The sequence below is a fragment of the Kerstersia gyiorum genome (assembly GCF_004216755.1).
GTDB classification, from domain to species: domain Bacteria; phylum Pseudomonadota; class Gammaproteobacteria; order Burkholderiales; family Burkholderiaceae_B; genus Kerstersia; species Kerstersia gyiorum.
This window is the reverse complement of record NZ_SGWZ01000001.1, coordinates 1,212,678-1,231,173: the sequence shown is the minus strand read 5'-3', so window position 1 is coordinate 1,231,173 and position 18,496 is coordinate 1,212,678. Positions and strand designations below refer to the sequence as shown.

General features: G+C 60.6%; 21 protein-coding genes and 1 tRNA gene. 7 read left to right on the top strand and 15 right to left on the bottom strand.

All coding sequences use genetic code 11. The annotated features are described in order from the left end of the window. The first annotated feature begins 17 nt into the window (after positions 1-17). Positions 18-1,109, top strand: a complete 1,092-nt coding sequence (locus EV679_RS05475; RefSeq protein ID WP_130486631.1) for a branched-chain amino acid aminotransferase — start codon at positions 18-20, stop codon at positions 1,107-1,109. Positions 1,110-1,220: 111 nt separating this feature from the next. On the opposite strand, the gene rfaE1 is transcribed toward EV679_RS05475, so the two are convergent. The 8 genes from rfaE1 to EV679_RS05435 form a co-directional block, all read right to left on the bottom strand. After that, positions 1,221-2,159 (bottom strand): D-glycero-beta-D-manno-heptose-7-phosphate kinase, encoded by a 939-nt coding sequence (gene rfaE1, locus EV679_RS05470; protein WP_068366475.1) that lies wholly within the window; start codon positions 2,157-2,159, stop codon positions 1,221-1,223. Then, positions 2,156-3,400, bottom strand: a complete 1,245-nt coding sequence (gene lapB / locus EV679_RS05465) for a lipopolysaccharide assembly protein LapB (RefSeq protein ID WP_130486630.1) — start codon at positions 3,398-3,400, stop codon at positions 2,156-2,158. Before lapB ends, rfaE1 begins: the two co-directional genes overlap by 4 nt. Positions 3,401-3,460: 60 nt before the next feature. After that, positions 3,461-3,784 (bottom strand): LapA family protein, encoded by a 324-nt coding sequence (locus EV679_RS05460; protein ID WP_068366481.1) that lies wholly within the window; start codon positions 3,782-3,784, stop codon positions 3,461-3,463. A 204-nt stretch (positions 3,785-3,988) separates the two neighbouring features. Continuing rightward, the gene (gene bamC, locus EV679_RS05455; protein ID WP_068366484.1) at positions 3,989-5,140 is read right to left on the bottom strand and encodes an outer membrane protein assembly factor BamC; all 1,152 of its coding nucleotides are present in this window, start codon (positions 5,138-5,140) and stop codon (positions 3,989-3,991) included. Between the two features lie 19 nt (positions 5,141-5,159). Continuing rightward, positions 5,160-6,065 carry a 4-hydroxy-tetrahydrodipicolinate synthase gene (dapA, locus tag EV679_RS05450; protein WP_130486629.1) on the bottom strand — a complete coding sequence of 302 codons (906 nt, stop codon included), beginning with the start codon at positions 6,063-6,065 and terminating at the stop codon, positions 5,160-5,162. 158 nt (positions 6,066-6,223) lie between these two features. Next, positions 6,224-6,853 carry an L-threonylcarbamoyladenylate synthase gene (locus tag EV679_RS05445; RefSeq protein WP_130486628.1) on the bottom strand — a complete coding sequence of 210 codons (630 nt, stop codon included), beginning with the start codon at positions 6,851-6,853 and terminating at the stop codon, positions 6,224-6,226. A gap of 430 nt (positions 6,854-7,283) precedes the next feature. Further along, complete coding sequence (locus tag EV679_RS05440) at positions 7,284-7,604, bottom strand: H-NS histone family protein (protein WP_068366493.1); 321 nt, start codon at positions 7,602-7,604, stop codon at positions 7,284-7,286. 483 nt (positions 7,605-8,087) lie between these two features. Beyond that, positions 8,088-8,163, bottom strand: a tRNA-His gene (locus EV679_RS05435). A gap of 326 nt (positions 8,164-8,489) precedes the next feature. On the opposite strand from EV679_RS05435, the gene EV679_RS05430 reads away from it, so the two are divergent. The 4 genes from EV679_RS05430 to EV679_RS05420 all read left to right on the top strand — a co-directional run bounded on the left by EV679_RS05430 (position 8,490) and on the right by EV679_RS05420 (position 10,349). Beyond that, complete coding sequence (locus tag EV679_RS05430) at positions 8,490-8,969, top strand: hypothetical protein (protein WP_068366496.1); 480 nt, start codon at positions 8,490-8,492, stop codon at positions 8,967-8,969. Between the two features lie 26 nt (positions 8,970-8,995). Next, positions 8,996-9,457, top strand: coding sequence for a D-aminoacyl-tRNA deacylase (dtd, locus tag EV679_RS05425; RefSeq protein WP_130486627.1), 462 nt, complete (start codon positions 8,996-8,998; stop codon positions 9,455-9,457). Positions 9,458-9,600: 143 nt separating this feature from the next. Further along, a complete protein-coding gene (locus EV679_RS17590; protein WP_165389952.1) occupies positions 9,601-9,759 on the top strand; it encodes a hypothetical protein in 159 nt (52 codons plus the stop codon). 74 nt (positions 9,760-9,833) lie between these two features. Further along, complete coding sequence (locus tag EV679_RS05420; RefSeq protein WP_068367676.1) at positions 9,834-10,349, top strand: GAF domain-containing protein; 516 nt, start codon at positions 9,834-9,836, stop codon at positions 10,347-10,349. Between the two features lie 78 nt (positions 10,350-10,427). Here EV679_RS05420 and EV679_RS05415 read toward each other — a convergent pair whose 3' ends face one another. The 7 genes from EV679_RS05415 to EV679_RS05385 form a co-directional block, all read right to left on the bottom strand. Then, complete coding sequence (locus EV679_RS05415; RefSeq protein WP_068366502.1) at positions 10,428-11,414, bottom strand: aldo/keto reductase; 987 nt, start codon at positions 11,412-11,414, stop codon at positions 10,428-10,430. 276 nt (positions 11,415-11,690) lie between these two features. Next, complete coding sequence (locus tag EV679_RS05410) at positions 11,691-12,650, bottom strand: Gfo/Idh/MocA family oxidoreductase (protein WP_068366505.1); 960 nt, start codon at positions 12,648-12,650, stop codon at positions 11,691-11,693. Beyond that, positions 12,650-13,504, bottom strand: coding sequence for a class III extradiol dioxygenase subunit beta (locus EV679_RS05405; RefSeq protein ID WP_068366508.1), 855 nt, complete (start codon positions 13,502-13,504; stop codon positions 12,650-12,652). The genes EV679_RS05410 and EV679_RS05405 overlap by 1 nt, the downstream gene beginning before the upstream one ends. Further along, a complete protein-coding gene (ligA, locus tag EV679_RS05400) occupies positions 13,504-13,893 on the bottom strand; it encodes a protocatechuate 4,5-dioxygenase subunit alpha (protein ID WP_068366511.1) in 390 nt (129 codons plus the stop codon). Before ligA ends, EV679_RS05405 begins: the two co-directional genes overlap by 1 nt. Further along, positions 13,883-14,806: an amidohydrolase family protein gene (locus EV679_RS05395; RefSeq protein WP_130486626.1), complete on the bottom strand. Its 924-nt coding sequence runs from the start codon at positions 14,804-14,806 to the stop codon at positions 13,883-13,885. The genes ligA and EV679_RS05395 overlap by 11 nt, the downstream gene beginning before the upstream one ends. 13 nt (positions 14,807-14,819) lie before the next feature. Then, positions 14,820-15,503, bottom strand: coding sequence for a 4-carboxy-4-hydroxy-2-oxoadipate aldolase/oxaloacetate decarboxylase (gene ligK, locus EV679_RS05390; protein ID WP_068367678.1), 684 nt, complete (start codon positions 15,501-15,503; stop codon positions 14,820-14,822). 28 nt (positions 15,504-15,531) lie between these two features. Next, positions 15,532-16,557 (bottom strand): amidohydrolase family protein, encoded by a 1,026-nt coding sequence (locus tag EV679_RS05385; protein ID WP_068366516.1) that lies wholly within the window; start codon positions 16,555-16,557, stop codon positions 15,532-15,534. A gap of 318 nt (positions 16,558-16,875) precedes the next feature. Here EV679_RS05385 and EV679_RS05380 point away from each other — a divergent pair, with 318 nt between their 5' ends. Next, a complete protein-coding gene (locus EV679_RS05380) occupies positions 16,876-17,781 on the top strand; it encodes a LysR substrate-binding domain-containing protein (RefSeq protein ID WP_068366520.1) in 906 nt (301 codons plus the stop codon). A 97-nt stretch (positions 17,782-17,878) separates the two neighbouring features. Further along, complete coding sequence (bfr, locus tag EV679_RS05375; RefSeq protein ID WP_068366523.1) at positions 17,879-18,343, top strand: bacterioferritin; 465 nt, start codon at positions 17,879-17,881, stop codon at positions 18,341-18,343. The last annotated feature ends 153 nt before the right edge of the window (positions 18,344-18,496 follow it).

The window sequence follows — 18,496 nt, the reverse complement described above, 5'->3', positions numbered from 1 at the left end:
GTTTATCAGAGAACAACATGTCCGCTGCATTGTCTTTCACGCATATTCCCAACCCGACCCCCACTCCTGCCGCCGAGCGTGAAGCCCTGCTGGCCCAAGGCGGCTTCGGCACCGTCTTTTCCGATCACATGGTTACCATCGAGTGGTCGCAGGACAAGGGTTGGCACAAGGCCGAAGTACGCAAGCGTGAACCCTTCCTGCTGGACCCCGCCGCGGCCGTGCTGCATTACGCACAGGAAATTTTCGAAGGGATGAAGGCCTACCGCACGCCCGAAGGCAAGATCACGCTGTTCCGCCCGGACCAGAATGCGCGCCGCTTCAACCTGTCGGCCGAGCGCATGGCCATGCCCACGCTGCCGGAGGAAACCTTCCTGGAAGCCGTCGAACTGCTGGTGCAGACCGACAAGGACTGGATCCCCGGCGGCAACGGCAGCCTGTATCTGCGTCCCTTCATGTTCGCCAGCGAAGCATTCCTGGGCGTGCGCCCGGCCCATCACTACACCTTCTGTGTCATCGCCTCACCGGTGGGCGACTATTTCAAGGGCGGCGCCAAGCCGGTGTCGGTGTGGGTTTCCACGGAATACACCCGTGCATCGCAAGGCGGTACCGGTGCCGCCAAATGCGGCGGCAACTATGCCTCCAGCCTGGTGGCGCAGGCAGAAGCCTACGATAACGGCTGCGACCAGGTTGTCTTCCTGGATGCCGCCGAACACCGTTGGATCGAAGAACTGGGCGGTATGAATGTGTTCTTCGTCCTGGAGGACGGCAGCCTGCTGACCACGCCGCTGGCCGGCACCATCCTGCCCGGCATCACCCGTGCCTCGCTGCTCGAACTGGCCCGCGCGCGCGGCCTGAAGGTCGAGGAACGGCGCTACTCCTTCGAGGAATGGCAAGCCGATGCCCGTAGCGGCAAGATCAAGGAAGCCTTCGCCTGCGGTACGGCGGCCGTGGTGGCAGCCATTGGTGAAGTGCGTTATGCCGGCGGCAGCTTCAAGATCGCCGACGGCCAGACCGGCCCGCTGACGGAAAGCCTGCGTGAAGAACTGACCGGCATGCAGCGCGGCCGTGTCGCCGACACCCGCGGCTGGACTCGTCCCGTCGCCATTTAAGGCAGCGCTATCGCATTGCCTCGTCGGCCCCGCCGGCAATAAAGCGGCCGGCCAGCAATATGCTGGCCGGCCGCTTTTGCTCATGCGCCTGCCGCCTGGCTGGCAGCCGGATCAGACAGCTGCCGCCATCTCCTCGGCAGTCACGATGGACGTCCCAAGCTTGCCCACGACAATGCCGCCAGCCTTGTTGGCCCAACGCATGGCCTGGTGCCAGTCCATGCCTGCAGCGCGCATGACCGCCAGGGTAGCGAGGACGGTATCCCCGGCACCCGAGACATCGAAGACCTCGTGCGCCTGGGCGGCCACGTGATCCTCGCCCTCATCCGTATACAGGGACATGCCCTGTTCCGAACGCGTCAGCATCAGGCCACGCAGGCCCAGCTGCTGGCGTAACGCCTGCGCTCGCCGCGTCAGGTCTTCTTCGGTACGCCAGGCACCAGCCACCACTTGCAATTCTTGGCGGTTCGGCGTCACCAGATCGGCGCCGCGATAGCGGGAAAAATCGTCACCCTTGGGGTCCACCAGGATGGGAACGCCCGCAGCCCTGGCTCGTTCGATCAGGACTTCCACCTCGGCCAGCGCCCCCTTGGCATAGTCTGACAGTACCAGCACGTCATAGCCGGCCAGCAGCGTATCGACCTGATCCCGAATCCCGCGCAACACCGACACGCCCAGGGTTTCCTCGAAATCTATGCGCAGCAGTTGCTGCTGCCTGCCCAGCACGCGCAGCTTCAGCGTGGTCGGGCAGTCCGGCGTTCTAACCAGCGCCGATGCAATCCCGGCCTCGTCCAGCAGGCCTGCGATGCGCCTGCCGGGTTCATCTTCACCGACCACGCCCACCACGCAAGCCTGGGCGCCCAGCGCCGCAACGTTACGCGCCACGTTGGCAGCACCGCCCAGCCTGTCCTCGCGCCGCGCCACCCGCACCACGGGTACCGGCGCCTCCGGCGAGATACGCTCGACCTCGCCGAACCAGTAGCGGTCCAGCATCAGATCGCCAACGATCAGAATACGCGCACGCTTGACGGCATCGACAGGAAAAACGTTCATTGCGCCTCCTCCAGGCGCCTGGGCGGATATGTCTCCCAGGCATTGCATCCCGGGCACTGCCAATAGAAACGACGGGCCTGGAAACCGCAGGCGGTGCAACCATAACGATCCAGCCGCTGGGTATGCTTGTGGATCAACGTCCGCAGCAGCGCCAGGTCTTCATGCTGGCCGCCGATGACAGCGGCCACGGAACCCTCAGGCGCGTCCTTGGTCGCGGCCAGCTCGATTTCCAGCAGGCGGTCCAGGCCCAGCAAAGATGGGCGGCGCGACAATGCACTGCGCGCAAAACTCCATGCCGTGCCTTCGGACTGCTGGGCGCGCAATTCACGAAATACGATATTGAACAGGTCCAGAGACGGCTGGCTGACATACTGCGCCTGCAACTGTGCCAAGCCCTCGGCTGCCTGCCCGGCGGCGCGATAGTTCTGCAACAGGGCCTCGGCCACCAGACCCGCATACGCGGGATGCTCGCGCAATACGGATTCCAGGTGCAGGCGCTCCGCCTTGGCGTCGTCCTGACGCGCGGCAATCTGGGCGCGCAGCATGGCGACACGCACGGCCGCAGCAGCCCCCCGTTGCACGGCGCCATCTTCCCCGCCCTGCCGTTGCAAGGCGGCTTCCGCCGCATCCAGCGCTTCCTGGGCGCCCAGCAGATCCGGCGTTTTGGCCTGCAAGGCCATTTGTGCCAGTTCACAATAATAGTGTGCCAGTTCGGGCACCGGTTCATTGGTCATCGCACGCAGCATGCGCACGGTTTCAATCGCCTTGGGCCAGTCGTGGCCAGCTTCATAGATACGGATCAGGGCTTGCAGCGCCTGCTGGGCGTAGCGCGTATCCTGCAATTGCCGGAAGGCTTCTTCGGCTCGGTCCAGCATGCCGGATTTCAGGAAATCCTGCGCCAGTTCGTACAGGGCCTGCTCACGCTGGGGCGCAGGCAGGTCTGCCCGCGACAGCAGGCTCTGGTGCACGCGGATCGCCCGTTCGATCTCTCCACGGCGGCGGAACAGGTTCCCCAGCGCGAAATGCAGCTCTATGGTTTCAGTATCGAGCTTGGCGACTTCGACAAATGCGTCGATGGCGCGATCAGGCTGCTCGTTGAGCAGGAAGTTCAGCCCACGAAAATAGGAATCCGGCAATTGGCGCGTCTCGCGCAGCATTTGCCGGATATCCACACGCGCCGCCACCCAGCCCAATCCAAACAGGACAGGCACGAAAATGAGCCACCAAGGTTCGAAGTTCACGCGAAGAATCCGCCAGAAAAATACATATCAACAAGCCGGGCCGCCGCGGCGGCCGGGCAATTACAACGGCGACAGCGGTGCGACGGTTTCCGGCGCAACGACAGGTTGCTGGTCATGGTCGCGAGCGACGATTTCCCGCACTTTTTCAAGTTCGCGCCGCAGGCGGGCCGCCTCGCGGCGGTTGCGCAGCACAGCCGGCACCATCAGCAACAGGCCAAACAGCGTGCCAAGCACGAACACGGCCAGCATCACGACAATCAGCGGCACCTGGTCAGCCACGTAATCGCCATAGAATTTCACGGCAACAGGCTCGGTATTCTTCAACGCGAACATCAATACCGCGATGAAAACCAGCGCACGAAGGAACCAGACGAAATAGCGCATGAGACAAGCTCCGCAATGGATGGGGTACTGTTTATTGTAATCTGCTATGGATGCCGGGGTTTCTTCATTCGCCCTGCTACGGGGCAACCCTGAAGCGACCTCCCCGTGCCCATGCCAGACCCGGGCAGAACCAACAGAAACGCCGCACTTGCCGGCAAGGCAAGGCGGCGTTCTTTCAAGGCCTGACGGCCCTGGCGTTCAGGATCAGAGCTTATCCTTGAGCACCGTCAGCAGACGCCGGGCAGCGCCATCGGACACCTTTTCGCCCTTGTCGTCCACAACGTAGACCTGGGTCAGGTCGCCGACCTGCTGCAGGCGCAGGCGATAAACCTGCACGTCGAGATCGGGAGAAGTGCGGAACAGGCGCGTGAAGAAATTGGCCGATTCGTTCTTCATGCCGCTGTCGATGTCGGCATAGCGCACGAAGTACTCGCCCGCTGCGCGATCGCGGTCATCTACCGTGAAACCGGCAGAATCCAGCCCCATGCCCACACGGCGCCATGCGCGATCGAAGGGCTCGGGCACTTCCAGCACGTCTGCGCCGCTGGTCAGCGACACGGCTGCCGGCTGAATCTCTCCGGTACGGTCGACGACTGCCTGCTCGGCCTTGGCCTGCTCTGCCTTCTTGACGGCTTCTTCGTCGCCGCCCCCCAGATAGACCATCATGCGCGACAACATGGCGGCATTCAGTTCGGGCGACTCCGGACCGACCTCCCAGGTGATGCGGGAGTCATCGTAGTTCATGCGGCGCTCGAACATGTGGTCGTGACTGATGAAGATTTCCGTACGGCCATCCACGCGCTCCAGACGGGTACGGAAGCGCTCGCGCTCGCCGCTGTCCCAGGCCTGGTCGATGATGCGGCCCAACAGATTACGCAGACCGCTTTCCGGAATCTTCGCACGGTTTTCCGCCCAGCCCGTCTGGATGATGCCGACGGTTGGGTTGTTGCTGGCGATAGGGAAGCCCTGCTCTTCCCAGAAGGTCACAATGCGCGGATAGAGCTCGCTGGGAGGCGCATCGGCCTCAAGCCAGCGGCGGTCGCCATCGCGCACGATGCGCAAGCCGGGAAACTCCGGCAGCACGTTGGGGCCCACAGGCTTGGCCTGTGCCGCCGCCTCAGCACCTTGCTGCTGGAATTCGGTAAACGTCGTGGAGCCGGAAGCCGGCATCTGATAACGCGGATCGCTCGCCGCCTGGGTCAGGTCGGGAGGAATACTGAGGGGCTTGGTCCGGTTGGCGCCAGCCCCCTTGTAGTCGATGGACTCTTCGTTGCCCAGCAATTCATTGACACTGCTGCAACCTGCCAGCAGGACGACGAGGGTCAATGCCGGGACGGCCAATCGGCCTTTATTCATTCGCAACCTCTTCATTCAATTACAGGCCCGCTCGTTGCATGGCGTCCCGCACCGTGGAGTGATACTCCGGCGACAGGGTAACCAGCGGCAGACGATAGCCAGGCGGGATCAGACCACGTTCGGCCATGGCCCACTTGACGGGGATGGGGTTTCCTTCTACGAACAATGCCTTGTTCAGACGCCCCAGACGTCCATTTAGTTCACGAACCCGAGCAATATCTCCGGCCAGCGCGGCAGCACACAGTTCGCTCATGGCGCGCGGCGCCACATTGGCCGTGACGGAAATGTTGCCGGATGCCCCCAGCAGGATCAGGGCGGCGGCCGTGGCATCGTCACCGCTGAATACCTGGAAGCCTGCCGGCACCTCGTTGAGCAGCAACGCGCCACGGCCGATATCGCCGGTGGCGTCCTTGATACCGATGATGCCGGGTACCTGCGCCAGACGCAGGACGGTATCGTGACTCAGGTCGGCAACCGTGCGACCAGGCACGTTATAGAGAACGGTAGGCAGATCGACGGTTTCGGCGATGGAGCGGAAATGCTGATACAGACCTTCCTGGGAAGGACGGTTGTAATAAGGCACAACGGACAGGCCGGCATCCGCACCGACGGCCTTGGCATGCTTGGCCAGTTCAATGGCTTCGCGGGTGGAGTTGGCGCCAACACCCGCGATAACGGGGATGCGTCCGGCGGCATGGGCCACCGCCACGCGGATCAATTCCGCGTGCTCGTCCACATTCACGGTCGGGGATTCGCCCGACGTCCCGACAACCACGAGAGCATTGGTGCCCTCGGCGATATGCCAATCAATCAAAGCGCGGTATGTCTCGTAATCCAGGCTGCCGTCGGCATGCATGGGCGTCACCAGCGCGACCAGACTACCGCGGAAGACCGGGTTCTGGGATGCAGTCGCGTTCTCTGCCATTTTGAAAGCTCCAGCCGTGCCCGGCATGGGCCACGGTAACGTATCAAACTACTGAGTTTAACGGATGCCGGCCGGGCAATTTCAAAAAAGAGCGCAAACCGGCGCGCGCCAGCCCATCAGGGACTGGCGCGCAGGAACGCAGCATAGAAAATTGGCAATCAGACGGCAAGACCCAATGTTGCCGGATCCCCCTGCCCCAGGCGTTCGATCACCGGCGTCGCCCCCGACATATCTATTACCGTAGTCGGCAAACTTGGGCAGACACCGGCGTCGATGATGCCGGCCAGCTGGTGGGAATAGCGCGCTTCTATTTCTTCCGCTTCGGTCAGTGCATCGGTCTCGCCCTGGGGAATCAACGAGGCGGAAATCAGCGGCGTCTGCGCACTTTCCAGCAGCGCCAGCGCTGCCGTATGCGACGGCACGCGTATGCCGATGGTCTTGCGCGAAGGATGGGACACGCGCCGAGGCACTTCGCGGCTGGCTTCCAGAATGAAAGTCCAGGGACCCGGCGTGGCGGCCTTCAGCAGTCGATACTGTGAATTATCGACTTTGGCCAGATGCCCGATTTCCGCAAGATCACGGCACAGCAATGTCAGATGATGTTTGTCGGTCAAACCGCGCAGGCGCCGTAAATCATCGGCTGCGGATTTATCGTCGAGGCGCGCCACGACGGCATAACCGGAATCCGTCGGGATTGCCAGCAAACCGCCATTACGCAGTAAATCGGCAGCCTGGGCAATCAGGCGGGGCTGGGGATTCTGGGGATGAACAGAAAAAATTTGTGCCATATTCCTGAATACTGAGCCATTAAATAGTTCTTCCAATCTACCACAACTCTGTACACGAGATGCAACGCAGCGTGCTTCAAACAGCACCTATCAAGCACCTCAAAGACGTTTATTGCAGGTTTTTTCAGGGTCTATTCATTTGCTCATCATTTATGAATACCTAGTCACCTTTTGCGACAAACCCTGCGTCATTGCAGTGCAATAAATTCAAGAAAATTCCCATATTCAAAGATTCGGAAATACCAAAAATGGAGAATCCACCTACATTGCCTCAAGAACAGTCAAGAAACTCTGAACACCCTTCTACGCAAAACGCCAGAAAAGAAAAAGCCCCTCTACGAAGAGGGGCTTTCCAGGGCAGTGATAAAACCTGCCATTGCCTGGACTGTGATGCAGCGGGCGGGAAGGATTGCTAAAGAAAGCAAATTCCTTACACCCGGAAATCTTCCTTGTTCTTGCCTTCAGCCAGTGCATTTTTCAACCATTGGGGCTGGCGGCCCATACCGGACCAGGGTTCACCGTTCGGTCCGCGATAGCGCACCACAGAAGCCGTTTGTTCGGCTTTGCGACCAGCAGTTGCCTTGCGGGCGGAAGCGACATTGGCAAAACCAAGATCAGCGGCGCTCAGGCCATATTCAGCAATCTTGGCCTTGATATCGTTAATCACGACAGCGATCTCCTGCCGACGCAGATGCTCGGCCTCCTCGAGCAGTTTCTCTGCCTGTGCTTTGAGTTCGAGATAGGTAGCCATATATGTATTAATCAACACGTAAGTTAACGAGGATTTTATTCTAGCATAAACAACTACTAAGCTTGGTACGCAATTCCACCCAAAACCAGACAGTCCTTATTCAAACAGAGACAATCGAAAGCATCCGAAACAATCAGCGCTATCTGTTGTCTCTCAACACTTGCCAAATATGAAAAAATGGCCTGCATAGATAGTCGAAAGACGTCCAGAATAGAACCCTCCGGAAGTCAGGCTGAGAATAATCGGGGGGCGATGTTGCAGCGTAAAGCGAGATGAGATTCATTCCCAGACATAAAACATGTCATATGACAAGAATGGCCATTGCGAACTGCCGACGACCGCCAAACAATTAGCGCAGCCGACAATTCAATGAAACCTTGACTGGGAAATGAAAGAATTAGGCAACAAGCCTGGGCCGAATGGCCGGATAGATATGGGAAAATAACGCAAAAAAGCCCTTGACTATGCAAGGGCTTGGAAATCTGGGGTGGCCGATGGGGCTCGAACCCACGACAACCGGAATCACAATCCGGGACTCTACCAACTGAGCTACGGCCACCACCGCAGAAACAGAACTATAGCACGTTTTTTGGTTTTGGCAAATACTACAGTCGCATGTCGCATTATTTTCAGCATGCTGCACGATGCGCCAACCCCGGAAACCCTCGCCCTGATGAAGCGCACATCCGGCACGCGCCAGGGAACCAGGGCCTGCGCCGGCACACTAAGCCACTGACCAGCCGCCCGAAAAATGGCATGCCTCGCATCCTTACCGGACACAATGCGTGTTCCAGATCACGTACGGCGTGCGGCAAGGCGCCGGTGTAACAAGGCGAACACGCCCCTCCAATCACCACGATTTTTCCTATTTCAGTCAGGAGCCTCATGAAACTCTCCCAATTCGCCGTCGCTGCTTCCCTGGCTGTCCTGAGCAGCCAGGGGCAAGCCGCCCAATATCCATTTGCCGATCTCCAGGCTTTCCAGGGACTGGAAAACGGCTTGTGGCATTGGACCATGACCACTCAGCCACGCCAGCCCGTCATTCCTGACCAGGACCAGCGCCGCTGCGTTGACATTGCCCGCTCGCTGGAACGCGCCATGCAGGAAATCCAGAAAAATGCGCCGCAATGCGCCATACAGGTACAAAGCGATACGGCGGAGCGGGCCGAATTGAGCAGCCAGTGCCCTGCCATGCAGATCATGCCGGGCATTGCCGTGCCCGCCATGCAAATCAGCTATCTGGTACAACGGCTAGGAAAAAATGAAATCCAGGTCGTGGCTACCGCACCCAATTTCCTGACCGGCAGCGGCAACCTGAGCTTCCGGCATCAGGCACAACGCCTGGGCGCTTGCCCACAACAATAATTCCGCCATTTCAGGGAGAACAAGGAATGCAGGCATTGATTCAGCGCGTCACCCGTGCCGAAGTACGTATCGGCGGCCAGGTCCATGGTGCCATCGGCGCCGGCCTGCTGATACTGTTATGCGCCGAAATCGGAGACGGTGCGGAACAGGCCGATGCCTTGCTTGGAAAAATTCTGAAACTGAGAATTTTCAGTGACGACGCAGGAAAAATGAATCTCAGTGTGCAGGATGTTCGCGGCGGCCTGCTGATCGTCAGCCAATTCACACTGGCTGCCGATACCCGGCGCGGCAACCGTCCCAGTTTCACGCAAACCGCGCCCCCCGCCCTGGGGCGAGAGCTCTACGATTATTTTGTCGGCGCCGCGCGCCGGCTGCACCCGGAAGTGGCTACTGGGGCGTTCGGCGCAGACATGGCGGTCGAACTGATCAATGACGGCCCTGTAACGATTCCGTTGCATATTCCGGCGCCAACGCACGGCCAGGATTGAAACTTCTGTGCCATACTCAGGTCGTATATTAAATATCTTGATAAGAAAAGCCATTTTTCATCGTTCCTTATCATTCGAAACGAGGCTATAAACGATGGCAACCCGCACGGCATGTGCCGTGCATAACAAAAAAGGAGAGTCATATGACCAGAACCTCCAATCAACTGATGGGCTACGCCCGCATCCGTACCCGCCGCGCCCAGGAACTTTATGACCTGGATACCAAGGCGGAACTGCAGGAACCCGTACGCGAACAAGGTAAATCCGGCGTACCGCAAAGTTCCAGCGCCAATCGGGCCTAAGCGCCCTTAACCAGAACGGCATCGCGACAGCGGTGCCGTTTGCATTTCAGCCTGCCTTTTTCAGCCCGTTTTTCATGCACGCCCTGCCCATCCTTTCCAGCCTGCCCGCCACCACCGCCACCGAACGCCAAGAGCAATACAAGGAATTGCTCGGCCAGGCACAAGCGCTGTTTTCCGGCGAGACCGATGCCATCGCCAATGCCGCCAACCTCAGCGCGCTGGTATATCAGGCCTTGCCTGGCCTGAATTGGGCGGGATTCTATTTCCTGAAAGAAGGAGAATTGGTGCTGGGACCCTTCCAGGGCCGGCCGGCCTGCGTGCGCATTCAGCTGGAACGCGGCGTCTGCGGTGCTGCAGCCCGCACCCGCGATATCCAGATAGTGCCGGATGTCCATGCCTTTCCCGGACATATCGCCTGCGACCCGGCCTCGCGTTCGGAGATCGTCGTACCCCTGGTCGATGCGCAAGGAGAATTGCTGGGCGTATGGGATGTGGACAGCCCCCTGCCCGGCCGCTTCGACGATATCGACGCCGCCGGCATGCAGGCCTTGTGCCTGGCCTGGCGCGACAGCCTGGCGCCAGCGAACTGATCAGTCGGCCGCATTGGGGCGGATGCCCCGGCTTTCATGCGGCACTGGCCGGCGGAGAACGCGGCCAGGGACAGAGACTCAGAACTCCTCGGTATCAATCTCCACCTGCGTGGCAGCTGGATAGCGCGGCCCGACGACCGTTTCCTGATTGATCAGTTCATCAAGCTGGGCCAGCACGGTGGCGTCCAGCTTGATATCGGCCGCCTGCGCGTTGTCGCGCGCGTGCTGCGGATTGGTCGTGCCGGGAATGGCGAAGATATGGTCATCCTGCGCCAGCAACCAGGCCAATGCCAATTGCGCCGGCGTAATTTCCAGTTCGTCGGCGATTTCCAGGTATGGCTCCAGCAATTCCAGATTGCGGGCATAGTTTTCCGGCGCGAAACGCGGCATGCCGCGACGGATATCCTTGGGCTCCAGCGCCGTCACATCGCGTAGCTCTCCCCCCAGATAGCCACGCGCCACAGGGCTGAACGCCACGAATGCAGCGCCCAGTTCACGGCAGGCCTGGAGCACGGCAATTTCTGCATTGCGCGTCCACAGCGAATATTCCGTTTGTACCGCCGCGATGGGATGTACCGCATGAGCCTTGCGCAAAGTCGCAGCCGACACTTCCGACAAGCCAATGGCGCGGATCTTGCCCGCCTGCACCAGGTCGGCCAGGGCGCCGATACTGTCTTCGATGGGTACGTTCTTGTCCCAGCGGTGCAGGTAATACAGGTCAATGACATCGGTGCGCAAGCGTTGCAGAGAGGCGTCGCAGGTTGCCTTCAGGGTTTCCGGGCGACCGTCGATCACGCGCTTGCCGTCCACACCGGTCATGCCGCACTTGCTCGCCAGGAAAATATCCTTGCGATGCGGCGCCAGCAATTCGCCCATCAGGGTTTCGTTGGCGCCAAAGCCGTAGAGCGCGGCCGTATCGAAGAATGTCACGCCCTCGTCCAGGGAAGCACGCACGACCTGTTCGGCGACCTCACGCCCTGGCGGCGAGCCATAGGCATGACTGAGATTCATGCAGCCCAGACCGATGGCGCTGGTCGATGAAGATCCAATCTTACGTTGTTGCATGGTGGGATGCTCCGGTAATGGCGTTCCGGCCTGCCGCGGCAGTTTTGCATGCCACCGGCGGCCCGCCGTCTTTGATCTGATTGTCATTTGCGCTACAGCCCTGCCTGGGCCGCCCGCTGGCAAATACACTATCTATCGTACAGAGAAAATGGCCTTGCCATCTGCAGCACACGGAGTGCCCGATGGCAAGGCCATGGATGCCGGCAAGTCAGTCGGGTGAGAGACAGGCCGGCTGCGGGCGCGGGCCGCGACACCGTCGCCTGCCCGTCCTGCCATTTAGTTATCGCGCGCCAGTTGCTGTTCCAGCTGATGCAGCACTTCATAGCAAGGCAGCACCTGGGCAACGCTGGAGTTCGGCTCGCGGCCTTCGCGGATGGCGGCAAAGAATTCGCGATCCTGAAGTTCGATACCGTTCATCGACACATCAACCTTGGACACGTCGATCTTTTCGTCACGGCCGTTGACCAGATCATCGTAACGGGCGATATAGGTCTCCGTGTCACCGATATAACGGAAGAAGGTTCCCAGCGGGCCGTTGTTATTGAAGCTCAGGCTCAAGGTGCAGATCGCGCCGGTTTCGCTCTTGAGCTGGATGGACATGTCCATTGCAATGCCCAGGTCCGGATGAATCGGGCCCTGCATGGCATGGGCCTGCACGATCTTGCCGGCCTGGTAGGCGAACAGGTCCACCGTATGGGCGGCGTGGTGCCACAGCAGGTGGTCGGTCCAGCTGCGCGGCTGGCCCAGCGCATTGGTATTGGTGCGGCGGAAGAAATAGGTTTGCACGTCCATTTGCTGGACATGGAAATCACCCTTTTCGATCTGCTTGTGCACATACTGGTGGCTGGGGTTGAAGCGGCGCGTATGGCCGACCATCGCCACCAGGCCGGTTTCCTTCTGCAGGCGCGCAACTTCGCGCGCGCCTTCCAGGCTATCGGCCAGCGGGATTTCGACCTGCACATGCTTGCCGGCCTTCAGGGCCTGTACCGCCTGGGCCGCGTGCATTTGCGTCGGCGTGCACAGGATGACGGCATCCAGTTCCGGCAAGGCCAGGCTTTCCGACAACTCGGTGGTGACGTGCCCCACGCCATACTTGCCAGCCACTTCCTTGGTCTTTTCCAGATCGCGGCCAACCAGCGAGATCACTTCCACGCCGTCGATATTCTTGATGCCGTCCAGGTGCTTGACGCCGAATGCGCCGGCGCCCGCCAGGGCGACCTTGATGGTCTTGCTCATCAGTTGTCCTCCAGAATCAGGTGGCCCACCGCCGTATTCGACGCAGGCACATGGTAGAAACGCTGCGCGACGGTAGGCGCTTCGCCACCGACCGCATCAGCCATCGCGCCGCGCGCGATCAGCCACATGACCAGTTCGATGCCTTCCGAACCAGCCTCGCGCACATATTCGATATGCGGCACTTGGGACAGGCTGTCCGGATTGGCGATCAGGCGGTCCAGGAACTTATTATCCCACTCGCGGTTGATGAGACCTGCGCGCGGACCTTGCAGCTGGTGGCTCATGCCGCCCGTGCCCCAGATCTGCACGTTCAGGTCTTTGTCGAAGGATTCCACTGCGCGGCGGATAGCCTTGCCCAGCTCGAAGCAGCGGCGGCCCGAGGGCACCGGGTACTGCACCACGTTCACCGCGAACGGAATCACCGTGCAAGGCCATGCCTCGGGCTGGCCGAACATCAACGAAAGCGGCACGGTCAGGCCGTGATCCACGTCCATCTTGTTGACGATGGTCAGATCGAAGTCTTCCTGAATCACCGATTGCGCAATGTGCGCCGCCAGCTCCGGATGGCCGATCACCGGCGGCACGGGACGCGGGCCCCAGCCTTCGTCAGCCGGCGGATAGAACGGGCCGGTACCGATGGCAAACGTGGGAATCAGGTCCAGACTGAAGGCCGTGGCGTGGTCGTTATAGACCAGGAACACGACATCCGGCTTATTCTGCTTGATCCATTCCTTGCCGAAGTCATAGCCGGCGAATACCGGCTTCCAGTAATCCTCGTTCTGCTTGTTCAGATCGAGCGCCGCGCCAATGGCGGGAACGTGCGAGGTGTAAACACTGGCAGTGATCTTGGCCATTATTTCTGGTCTCCGGTGTAGCGGTTGCCCTCGACGGAGCGGCCGCCCTTGAGCATCATGTCACGGTACTCGGCTTCGCTCATGCCGGTCATGCTGCCCGCCATTTGCTGGAACGACTTGCCATCGGTGGCACCGATCTTGGCAAGAAAGTAGATGTTGCCGCCCAAGGCGATGCAGCGGTTCAGGTCGCGGTCGAGCACTGCCTGCTTCTGCTCCTCGCTCATGTCCCATTCATCCAGGTAGGCGCGCTCATCGGCCTTGAAGCGATCGCGGTTCTCTGCCTTCATCAGCGACATGCAGAACTGGTTCAGCCAGTAGCCTTTGCGCGACTGGTCCGCGTCAAAGATCGTCGTGCCAGGCACGTTGGAGTAAGGTTTTTCAAGCGACATGCGATTCTCCCCAATAAAGTCGGGTGGGATTATCGACCAGCAGCTTGCGCTGCAGATCGGCCGTCGGAGCAATGTGCGGAATGAAGTCGACCAGCAGACCGTCGTCCGGCATGTGATCCTTCAGGTTCGGGTGCGGCCAGTCGGTGCCCCAAAGCACGCGGTCGGGAAAGGTTTCCACGATACGGCGCGCAAACGGCACAACATCCCGATAAGCGTTCTGCTCGCCGTCCAGCGCGCGCGGGCCGGTATGGCTCAGACGTTCGGGGCAGCTTACCTTGCTCCAGACATTCGGATTTTCGCGCATGAACTTCACGAACAGTTCGAACTCGGGGCCGTCGACCGGCTTGGTCACATCCGGACGGCCCATGTGGTCCACCACGACCGTGGTTGGCAGGCTGGTGAAGAAGTCCCACAGTTCAGGCAGGTCCACCGCCTCGAAATAGATGACGACATGCCAGCCCAGCGGCGCGATGCGGCTGGCGATCTCCATCAGCTCGTCCTTGGGCGTGAAGTCCACCAGGCGCTTGACGAAGTTGAAACGCACACCGCGCACACCGGCTTCGTGCAATTCCTTCAGTTCTTCGTCGGTAATGTTGCGGCGCACAGTCGCCACGCCCCGGGCACGGCCATCGGCAGCCTGCAGCGCATCGACCAGCGCCCGGTTGTCGGCGCCATGGCAGGTGGCCTGCACGATGACATTCTTGTCGAAACCGAGGTGATCGCGCAGCGCGAACAACTGGTCCTTGGATGCGTCGCACGGCGTGTACTTGCGCTCCGGCGCAAACGGGAACTGGTCGCCAGGGCCGAAGACGTGGCAATGCGCATCGACGGCGCCTGCCGGCACCTGAAAGCGCGGCTTGCTCGGATTGGCATACCAGTCCAGCCAGCCTGGGGTTTTCTCAAATGCTGCCATGATGTCGCCGTCCTCAGTCGATATACTTCAGACCGGCAGCAGCCAGGTCTTCACGCATTTTGTACATATCCAGGCCAAGCACACCGCTGGCCAGCTTGGCGCGCTTGCTGGTTTCGTTGTCTTCGCGCTTTTGCGCGGCGTCGGCCACCTGGCCGGCAATCGCCGCCGGCACCACGACCACGCCGTCATCGTCGGCCACGACCACGTCGCCAGGGTTGACCAGCGCACCGGCGCACACCACCGGGATATTGACCGAACCCAGCGTCGCCTTGACCGTGCCCTTGGCGCTGATGGCCTTGGAAAACACCGGGAAGTTCATCTCCGTCAGGTCACGCACATCGCGCACGCCGCCGTCGATCACCAAACCGACTGCGCCCTGGGCACGGAAGGACGTCGCCAGCAGGTCGCCGAAGAAACCGTCTGTCGATTCCGCCGTAACCGCCGCCACGACGATGTCGCCCGGGCGGATCTGTTCTGCCGCCACGTGGAACATCCAGTTGTCACCCGGCTGCAGCAGCACCGTCACGGCGGTACCGGTCGCCTTGGCGCCGGTGAAGATCGGGCGCAGATAGGGTTTCATCAGGCCGACGCGGCCCATGGCTTCGTGCACGGTGGCGGAACCGAATTTCGACAGGCGCTCCACCGCTTCGCGGTCGGCGCGCTGGATGTTGCGGTAAACCACTCCGAGATTGTTCAGGCTCATTGCAATTATCCTTTCTGGCTGATTACAGGCCCTTGGCCTTCAGTTGCTGGTCAAGACGTGAGAACACGCGACGCGCATTGCCTTCGTAGATCATGTGGCGCTCTTCGGCAGTCAGCTCGGCCGCTTCGATGTAACGCTTGGTGTCGTCGTAGTAATGGCCGGTCAGCGGGTCCACACCGCGTACTGCGCCGATCATTTCCGAAGCAAACAGGATGTTATCCACCGGGATGACGTTGGTCAGCAGGTCGATGCCAGGCTGGTGATACACGCAGGTATCGAAGAAGATGTTTTTCAGCAGGTGCTCGCGCAGGTCGGGCTTCTTGAGCTCTTGCGCCAGGCCGCGGAAACGTCCCCAGTGGTAGGGCACGGCGCCGCCGCCATGGGGGATCAGGAACTTCAGCGTCGGGAAATCCTTGAACAGTTCGCTCGTCAGGCACTGCATGAACGCGGTGGTATCGGCGTTCAGGTAATGCGCGCCAGTGGTGTGGAAACACGCGTTGCAGCTGGTGCTGACGTGGATCATCGCCGGGATGTCATACTCGACCATCTTTTCATAGATGGGATACCACTGGCGGTCGGACAGCGGCGGCGAGGTCCAGTGGCCGCCAGACGGATCAGGATTCAGGTTGATGCCGACAAAGCCGTATTCCTTGACCGTCTTTTCCAGCTCGGGAATGCAGGTGGCAGGATCGACGCCCGGGGATTGCGGCAGCATGGCGGCGCCAACGAAATTATCAGGGAACAGTTGCGACACGCGGTAGCAAAGCTCATTGCAGATCGCCGCCCAGGTAGAACTGGTATTGAAGTCACCGATGTGATGCGCCATGAAGCTCGCACGCGGCGAGAAGATCGTCAGATCAGAGCCACGCTCCTTCATCTTGGCCAGCTGGTTCTTCTCGATGCTTTCGCGCAGTTCGTCATCGCTGATGTGCAGGTCGCTGGCCTTGGGGCCCAGTTCCGGCGTATTCAGATTGGCGATCTGCTGCTCGCGCCAATCAGCCAGCGCCTTGGGCGCGGTAGTATAGTGACCGTGGCAGTCGATGATCATGGCTTATCTCCTGTGACAATGAGTTGTTCTGCTGCGCGCGTCTGCTGTACGCACTGGCCGCCGAATGCGCGCCGTGAATGGCGGAAAACCGTGCCAGCGCTCTGGCGAACGTTTTCCGCCCGCGCTGAAGCGCCATCCGAAGCATTCCTGACGGGTACGGGCGGCCCCAATATGGGTCTTGGTCTATTATGGTGGCCGTGGACCCCCTTGGCTAGAACAAGGTCCTGCTAACAGATATAGCATTAGGACATAACTCAAGAGATTCCATCCAGCTTTTGAATAGCCATTTCCGGCATCTGTCCGGCTGATCTATTTCCTATGGACCTGAAACAACTTGAATACTTCGTCCACGTCGCTGAACTGGGCAGTTTTACCCGGGCTTCCAGCGTGCTGGACGTGGCTCAGCCTGCGCTGAGCCGGCAGATCCGCCTGCTTGAAGTCGAGTTGCGCCAGCACTTGCTGACTCGCAACGGGCGCGGCGTGACCGTCACCGAAGCGGGACGCCTGCTTTTGGATCATGCCCGCGGCATTCTGCACCAGGTCGCCCGCGCCCAGGAAGACCTCGGGCGCGTTCGGGGCTCGCTCGCCGGCCGCGTGGCGCTGGGCATGCCGCCCAGCATCGCCCGTGCGCTGACGGTGGCCCTCACCCGGGAATTTCGCCAGCGCCTGCCGGACGCCGCCCTGTCCATCAGCGAAGGCTTGTCCATTCCGATGCAGGAATGGCTGCAGGGCGGCCGGCTGGACATTGCTCTGCTTTACAATCCCACCTCATCGGCGGAAGTGGAAATCGAACCGCTGATGGAAGAAACCCTGTTTTTGATCGGTCACGGCGAACCCGGCCATGACGGCCAGCCCATCAAGCTGGCGGAAGTCTCCGAGTTGCCGCTGATCCTGCCGGCGCGGCCCAATGCAATCCGCACACTGGTCGAAACACGCATGGCCAGCATTGGCCGCAAGCCGCGCATCGCGCTGGAAATCGACGGCGTGCCTGCCATCCTTGACCTGGTGGCAGATGGTGCCGGGCTGGCCATCCTGCCGCATTACGCGTTGAATTCGGCCGCCAGCCCCAAGGATTACTACGCCCGCCCGATCAACGAACCCACGCTGACCAGCACGCTATGCATCGCAACCTCGTCGCGGCGCACCGGCACCCTGACACAGCAGGCCATGCTCGACCTGATCCGCGACATGGTCAAGCGCGTTTTCCCGGAAAACGCGCTATAAAACGGATCATCGGCCGCGCCGCCCCGCTGCCCTGCGCCTGCAAAGGCGCCATGGCCGCGCATGGCGCGCCACATTACCGAACCGGAGTATCGTTACCATGAAAGGCCATCCCGAAGTCCTCGACTATCTCAAGAAGCTGCTGCGCGGCGAACTGAGCGCACGCGACCAGTACTTCCTGCATTCGCGCATGTACGAAGACCTGGGCCTCAGCAAGCTCTACACGCGCATCAACCACGAGATGGAAGAGGAAACCCAGCACGCCGACGCACTGCTGCGCCGCATCCTCATGCTCGAAGGCACGCCGGACATGCGCCCCGATCCATTCACGCCCGGCACCGATGTTCCGTCGATGCTGCGCGCTGACCTGGATCTGGAATACCACGTCCGCCAGGCGCTCAAGGACGGCATGGCGCTGTGCGAAAAGCATGGCGACTATGTCAGCCGCGACATCATCCTGGCCCAGCTGCGCGATACGGAAGAAGACCACGCCTACTGGCTGGAAACCCAGCTCGACCTGATCGAAAAGATCGGCCTGGAAAACTACCAGCAGTCGCAGATCTGATTTCCACCGGCCGCCGGCGACACACCCGCTGACGGCCCCCCTTCCGGCGGGTCAAACCGCCTGTAGCCTCCGGTCGGCTTGCAATATGGAATGGCCCTGTAATCCAGGGCCATTTTCATTTCTCTTTCCAGGCGGCACGCCGGCCTGCCATCG